General features: G+C 37.8%; 7 protein-coding genes, 1 pseudogene and 1 riboswitch. Of the genes and pseudogenes, 6 read left to right on the top strand and 2 right to left on the bottom strand.

Annotated elements, in window-relative coordinates:
- Positions 1-135 precede the first annotated feature (135 nt).
- The gene (locus AC1DSB_RS12405) at positions 136-837 is read left to right on the top strand and encodes a YjjG family noncanonical pyrimidine nucleotidase (RefSeq protein ID WP_477586812.1); all 702 of its coding nucleotides are present in this window, start codon (positions 136-138) and stop codon (positions 835-837) included.
- Positions 838-1,005: 168 nt separating this feature from the next.
- On the opposite strand, the gene AC1DSB_RS12400 is transcribed toward AC1DSB_RS12405, so the two are convergent.
- Both AC1DSB_RS12400 and AC1DSB_RS12395 read right to left on the bottom strand, forming a co-directional pair.
- Positions 1,006-1,680 carry an ABC transporter ATP-binding protein gene (locus tag AC1DSB_RS12400; RefSeq protein ID WP_016429030.1) on the bottom strand — a complete coding sequence of 225 codons (675 nt, stop codon included), beginning with the start codon at positions 1,678-1,680 and terminating at the stop codon, positions 1,006-1,008.
- A gap of 1 nt (position 1,681) precedes the next feature.
- Positions 1,682-2,716 (bottom strand): ABC transporter permease, encoded by a 1,035-nt coding sequence (locus tag AC1DSB_RS12395; RefSeq protein WP_477586811.1) that lies wholly within the window; start codon positions 2,714-2,716, stop codon positions 1,682-1,684.
- A gap of 268 nt (positions 2,717-2,984) precedes the next feature.
- Positions 2,985-3,124, top strand: a riboswitch (TPP riboswitch).
- A 130-nt stretch (positions 3,125-3,254) separates the two neighbouring features.
- On the opposite strand from AC1DSB_RS12395, the gene tenA reads away from it, so the two are divergent.
- From tenA to AC1DSB_RS12370, 5 genes and pseudogenes are all read left to right on the top strand, one after another.
- The gene (gene tenA, locus AC1DSB_RS12390) at positions 3,255-3,941 is read left to right on the top strand and encodes a thiaminase II (RefSeq protein ID WP_477532162.1); all 687 of its coding nucleotides are present in this window, start codon (positions 3,255-3,257) and stop codon (positions 3,939-3,941) included.
- A 326-nt stretch (positions 3,942-4,267) separates the two neighbouring features.
- Positions 4,268-4,879 carry a thiazole tautomerase TenI gene (gene tenI, locus AC1DSB_RS12385; RefSeq protein WP_477532807.1) on the top strand — a complete coding sequence of 204 codons (612 nt, stop codon included), beginning with the start codon at positions 4,268-4,270 and terminating at the stop codon, positions 4,877-4,879.
- Positions 4,880-4,913: 34 nt separating this feature from the next.
- Positions 4,914-6,038, top strand: a complete 1,125-nt coding sequence (thiO, locus tag AC1DSB_RS12380; RefSeq protein ID WP_477532808.1) for a glycine oxidase ThiO — start codon at positions 4,914-4,916, stop codon at positions 6,036-6,038.
- A gap of 15 nt (positions 6,039-6,053) precedes the next feature.
- A complete protein-coding gene (gene thiS / locus AC1DSB_RS12375) occupies positions 6,054-6,257 on the top strand; it encodes a sulfur carrier protein ThiS (RefSeq protein WP_036660091.1) in 204 nt (67 codons plus the stop codon).
- Between the two features lie 2 nt (positions 6,258-6,259).
- Positions 6,260-6,379 (top strand): annotated as a pseudogene (locus tag AC1DSB_RS12370) (thiazole synthase); the annotation flags it as partial.

The raw sequence follows: 6,379 nt of genomic DNA, 5'->3' as shown, positions 1-6,379 counted from the left end.
AGGTTATCTTCACGGGTGGCGTGATTTATTGATTATGGAACTTCTTTGAAATAGAAATTTGATTTTGTTATGCTTATTATAAGTACGATGATGCATGTCGTAGTGAAATTCGAATACAAAAAGGGTGAGAAGCTCGTGAAATATGATGTAATATTATTTGATTTGGATGACACGCTATTAGACTTTAGTGAGACGGAGAAAAATGCTTTTAATAATTCATTTACAGCATTTGGTTTGCCGAATGGTTTAACAGATTACAGGGCTAGCTATAATGTGATCAGTAAAGGGCTATGGTCTGACTTGGAGAAAGGACATATTTCACTTTCTGAACTTAAAGTAGAACGGTTTAAGCGCTTATTTAAGCAGCATCAACTGACATTAAACGTGGAAGACTTTGGTCAATCCTATTTAGATAACCTAGGGCAAGAAGTACATATGATCGATGGTGTCCAGGAAATGCTCAATAATCTTTCTAATTGTAGGCTTGCAGTATTAACGAATGGGTTTCAAGAAGTTCAAAATGCAAGAATAGCAATTTCATGCATGAAGGATACTTTTGAAGCCATCATTTCTTCTGAGGAAACCGGTTATCAAAAGCCACAAGCGGAAATTTTCGAATATGCTTTTGAAAGACTGGGTATTTCTACTAAAGGAAATGTGTTAATGGTAGGGGATTCCCTTACATCAGATATTCAAGGTGGCAACAATTTTGGAATCGATACTTGCTGGTTTAATCCACATGGAAAAGAAAATGTATCGGCAATTAAGCCAACCTATGAAATTWGCGAGTTTATAGAATTAGTACAAATCGTGAAGGATAAGGTTTTGATAGAATAAAAAAATGACAGTGTTGGTCATCTCTACTTTGGTGTCTTTACATTGAAAACAATATTGTTCATTATAGTTTGCTAAAAGGAAAAAGGGTATCCCGAGTGCTTATGGGATACCCTTTTTCCTTTTAATTGATTCATTGATTCAACATAGCTTGAAAAGCAGAAGTGGATTTCAAAGAATTAAGCCGTCTTTCATTGAGATAATGTGGTCTGCATATGAAAGCATTTCTTCATCGTGAGTCACCATTAACGTGGTAATATTCAACGTTTTAGTTAATTCTCTGATTAACGTCATCACATCTTTCGATCTTTTCGAATCTAAACTCGCAGTGGGCTCATCCGCAAAAAGCATTTTAGGTTTGTGGATGATTGCGCGTGCAATTGCCACCCGTTGTTTTTCCCCACCTGACAATGAAGCAGGGTAGGAATCCTTACGGTGTTCCATATCAACCAATTTAAGTATTTGTGCAACTTCCTCTTTTTGTTTCTTTTTTTTCATCTTTGTTTCCGAAACGTCGAGCATCAGCATAAGTTGTTCTTCTACAGTGAGAAAAGGAACAAGATGAGAGGATTGAAAGACAAATCCGAACTCACTTGCCCGGATTTTTCGAATTTGCTCCTGACTCATCTTAGACAAATCTTTCCCATCGAATAGAACCTGACCATGCGTTGCGCGTTGAAGACCGGCGGCTATTGTAAGTATCGTACTTTTCCCAGAACCAGATGCTCCTACTAAAGCTGTTATTTCCCCTTGTTGAAGAGAAAGATTGATTCCTTTTAATACTTGCTCTTCTACTTCCCCGTTTTTAAACGTTTTTTTGACATCATCAATTGTGAATACAGTCATATTAAACCTCTCCTTGTTGAATCGCTTGTAGTGGCTCGACTTTTTTAATTTGGATACCCGATAGCGTAGCGCCAATAAATCCGATGAACACGAATATGAGTGATAATTGAACCGTTGTTTGAATGGTTAAACTAAAAGGCATTCCTTCAGGTGCAATCATTGTGAAAGCTTGGCTCAATGCAACTGACAATGTTAGTGCAATTGCGGTAATAAATAGCATCTGCGACCACATCATCCCAAATAATTGACTTGTTTTAACCCCAAGCGCTTTCAAAATCCCGTATAATCCAATTTTTTGAACGTTCATCATGTAGAAGAATATCGCGAACAACATCCCGCTGATGACGACTAAAAACCATACAATCATATTGAGCGACATCTGTTCTGCGCTATAACTTGGAATCGTATTGAGAAATTCTTTATTTGAAAATGATTGTAATCCGTCAATTGCTTGTTCCTTATCATTTCCAGGTACAAATACCAATTGCATATCTTCCACACCGTAGATTTCTTTGTAGTTTTCCATATTGATATAAGCAACAGGTGCGTGGCTATATTTCTTTTGATCGACAAAGCCTTTTACTTTAAACTCACCGCTAAACTGATTGTTTGTTATGGTATCCCCGACATTTATGCCGTCTTCTTCTAATGAACGATCTAATATGATTTCTCCTTCTCCAACTTTTTCAARTAACTTCGAATCAGTTGAAGTAACAAAGGCAACGCTATGTTGTTTGTCGTCTGCATCGTTCACAAAGCCCATCTGAATTGAAAGTGCCGCTGCATCCTTCTGGTTATTTATTGCTTTGTCTTGTAATTTTTCATCTATTTTCGAAAGATTATAGGTTTCATTTGCTTCTTCATTCATATAAAATTGACCATTCGGCAGATCTTTTATTAAAGCCGCATTATCTTGAGATAAACCATTCGATAATCCAGAAATGATAAACGTTAAAAAACTAACAAGAAATATAATTGATCCTAAAATGATAAATTTTGCTTTACTCTTCCTAATTTCTTTCCATGCAATATTCATCTTTTACGCCTCCGTTTTTTTATGATAACTAGAGTATATTCGTGTTAAGTGAACGGAATATGAACTGAAGATTACATCGTAAAACGACTGTCGAATACTTTTTCTTTTCGGGATACAGAGGGATTTATCTGGATCGTTACTGTGGTGACTTGTGCATGTATACTCAACAACTGGCTATCATGTTTACCAGAAAAATGCATTACATTTATCTTTGGATTGATAAGTAATTAATTCGTGTTATGATGTTCATGTACAACTGAATAGTAACATCTTCCACTAGGGGGACCTTGCAATTGATAAATGGAAATCATTTATTCATTAAATAAAGGTTGAGATTAAAGTAATGCTTTAAGACCCTTAGAACCTGATCTGGTTTATACCAGCGTAGGGAAGTGGAGTTGCGGAGCAGTATGTTTTTTTACTATTTTTCCAATACAACCACTTTCTTATGTTTGTTAAGAGAGTGGTTTTTTATTTGCCCTAAATTTGGCGGAAGTGATTCGATTCAGTTGAGAAAAACTTTTTTGGAGGTTGTTTTATGACATTTTCAAAGCTTTTAAGAGAAGAATCAGATCACATTTGGGAAGCAAGCTTTCATCATCCGTTCGTTACAGGAATTGGGGATGGGACATTGTCTTTAGAGTGTTTCCGTTATTACGTTATGCAGGATGCATATTACTTGTCCCACTTTGCAAAGGTTCAAGCTTTGGGTGCAGCAAGAGCTAATGATTTTGAAACAACGAGTAAAATGGCAGCTCATGCACAAGCCACCTATGAAGCGGAATTATCGCTGCATAAGAATTTTTCGCGTCGACTAGGAATAACAGAAGAAGAACAAGCAAATTTCAAGCCTTCGCCTACTGCGTATGCTTACACATCCCATTTGTATCGTGCAGCATATCACGGACATTTAGGCGATATTATCGCAGCCATATTACCTTGTTATTGGCTTTATTTTGAAATAGGCGAGAGACTTCAGTCGTGTACTCCTGAAGAACCGATTTACCAAGAATGGATTTCTGCATATGGTGGTGAATGGTTTAGAGCGAAAGTCGAGGAACAAATTAATAGACTAGACAAGCTTGCTGAAACAGTAACTGCTGAGGACCGCGAACGGATGAAAGAACATTTTATCATTAGTAGCCAATACGAATATTCATTTTGGGAAATGGCCCATACATTAGAAAAATGGCCAGCTCAAAAAGAAGTAGTAAGTTTCACGTAGTAAATTGTAGCTGGCGTAGGGAAGAGGAAATGTTAGTTATGTTTTATGCATATCACAACAAACCACTCTAAGCGCAAGTGTGGTTTTTCTACACTGATAAGAGAGTGGAAGTTTTCGGATGTCAGTATAAGAAAAGACATCAGCTTGCCCCATTGTAGGTGCAAACTGTGTTTTTTAGCACTGATAGCTATTAAAATATTTTGGATATCAGTATAAGAAAAGACATCAGCCTGCACCATTGTGGGTGCAAACTGTGTTTTTCTAATTTAATTTACATTAGTTTATAAGTCAATCAACTTTAGGCTTTTCGAAAGGGGATAAAGAGTATGGATCATGCAAAACTACATGTCATATCAACTGGAAGACAGAAGCCAGAGCAATTAGCAGAAATAGCTGGGGCGATCCATCCATATATCGATGCCATCCATATCCGAGAGAAGTCGAAAACAGCCATAGAAATTTACAGATTAGTGAGTTTATTAAAGGACAATAAAGTCCCATTATCTAAAATAATTATCAACGATCGACTAGATGTGGCCTATGTGTCAAAGGTTGGAGGAGTTCAACTCGCCTATCATTCTATACCAGCTGATATTGTGAAAATACGGTTTCCAAGTTTAAGAGTTGGTTGTTCGGTWCATTCAATTGATGAGGCTCAAATTGCACAAGAACAAGGTGCAGATTATGTGATTTTCGGACATGTTTTCCCCACACAATCAAAGCCGGGATTAGTTTCAAAGGGTTTAGAGCAATTAGCCACCGTCTCTCATTCAGTTACTATTCCCGTATTTGCAATAGGCGGTATAAAACCGCTAAACGTTAGGGAAGTAATCGGAGCTGGGGCAAGTGGTATTGCTGTGATGTCAGGAATATTAGAAGCTGATAATCCGTTAGAGGCAGCAAAGGAATATTATCAAAAGCTAACGTCTATCAATTGACTTAATAATTTTCCAGGGAAAAAGGGGGGATTTGATGAGATATCAGTATGACGCAATCGTGGTGGGCGGTGGAGTTATCGGGGGAGCCATCGCTTATAATCTTGCCAAAAGAGGAATTAAGGTACTTTTGTTAGAAAAAGATCGACTTGCGAGTAAATCATCTGGAGCCGCTGCTGGAATGTTGGCCGCTCAAGCAGAATTGGATGGAGTGGGATCACTTTTTCAATTAGCTAGAAAAAGCAGAGCGATGTTTACAAGACTAGCAGATGAAATAAAAGGGACCAGTGGAATAGATATTGAACTCATAAATAAAGGCATGCTAAAGGTTGCCATTAATGAACAGGAACAACAGGAATATAAGAGATTCATTGCAATCCAGAGACAAAGTGGAGATCAAGCTGATTGGCTTACAGCTGAAGAGGTAAGAGAAAAAGAGCCTGCATTATCTCAAGATATTATTGGAGCAATGCTTCTTGATAAAGATGGTCATGTAGAAGCCCCCCAGTTAACTTTAGGGTTATTAAAGTCTGCAGCAGTACTTGGTGTGGTAATAAAGGAATACGTGGAAGTTTATGACTTTCAGTTCACGAAAGAGAGAGTTACAGGCGTTGTGACGAGTGAAGGTGATTTTACCAGTGAAAATGTCATAGTGGCAGGTGGTGCTTGGAGTAAGAGGTTACTTTCAAAAACAGGGATCCAGTTAGAAACCCATCCCGTAAAAGGTGAATGTTTTTCTATCGTAACACATCGTCCATTGCTAACTAGTACGATATTTTCGCATGATTGCTACCTCGTCCCCAAAAAAGGTGGAAGAATAATCGTTGGTGCTACCGTTAAACCAAGAACTTTTAACCCAAAAGTTACGATAGAGGGGATATCCTTTCTGATGGAAAATGCTAAAAAATTGATGCCGTCCATTTTGGAGGCAGAATTGGAGCAGACCTGGGCTGGAATTCGACCACAAACCGCTGACGGGTACCCGTACTTGGGGGAACATCCTGTATATAAAGGGTTATTCATCGCAACAGGACATTTTAGAAATGGAATATTACTTTCTCCAATAACTGGTGAGATTATCTCCGACTTGGTTGAAGGAAAGTCCACATCGGTAAATTTGACACCTTTTCGGGTAGATCGTTTGGTAAAGCAATTAGTTTAAGGGTGGGGTGAAAGAATGAAATTAGTGATTAACGGAGACAAAATCGAAGTCCCAAATACAGTGGAAACAATATCTAACCTGTTGCAGCATTTCGAATTAGAAAAGAAGGTTGTAATCGTTGAATGGAATAACACGATATTGGAAAAAGGATCGCATCAAGAAACCATACTATGTGATGGGGATAAAGTTGAATTAGTACATTTTGTAGGAGGCGGATGACGATGTTGAAAATTGGATCATATGAATTCATGTCAAGATTACTATTAGGTACAGGGAAATATCCAGACTTTGATGTTCAAAAGGAAGCAGTAGAAGTGTYAGGAACAGAGATATTAACGTTC

The organism is Paenisporosarcina sp. P4_E4_2 (assembly GCF_056401595.1).
This window is presented reverse-complemented; position numbering and strand designations above follow the sequence as displayed.